This is a genomic window from Ferrovum myxofaciens (assembly GCF_000735045.1).
Taxonomy (GTDB): domain Bacteria; phylum Pseudomonadota; class Gammaproteobacteria; order Burkholderiales; family Ferrovaceae; genus Ferrovum; species Ferrovum myxofaciens.
Window position 1 is genome coordinate 1 of record NZ_JPOQ01000550.1, and the last position, 253, is coordinate 253.

General features: G+C 61.7%; 1 pseudogene. It reads right to left on the reverse strand.

The features are described 5' to 3' along the window. Positions 1–253: pseudogene (locus IV91_RS18785) on the reverse strand (IS481 family transposase); the annotation flags it as partial.

Genomic DNA, 253 nt, shown 5'->3' on the forward strand with positions numbered 1-253 from the left:
AATCGTTCTGGGTGAACCCCGTCGCTGCAGGGCTTGGGAGACGCAGTGCACCAGGCACTCGGTGTTCTCGTGGGCGTACCATTGCAGGTGGCAGATCAGGCGCGAATGATCGTCGATCACGCCCAGGGCGATTGGGGTGATCCATTCGCCCTGCCGGTTCAGGACCTTGAGAGACCCTTGATGCCCATCCAGATGAAACAGGGCCCCGACATGGGTGGCTTCGAAACTGCGGACTTCACGGGTCCCATCCGGG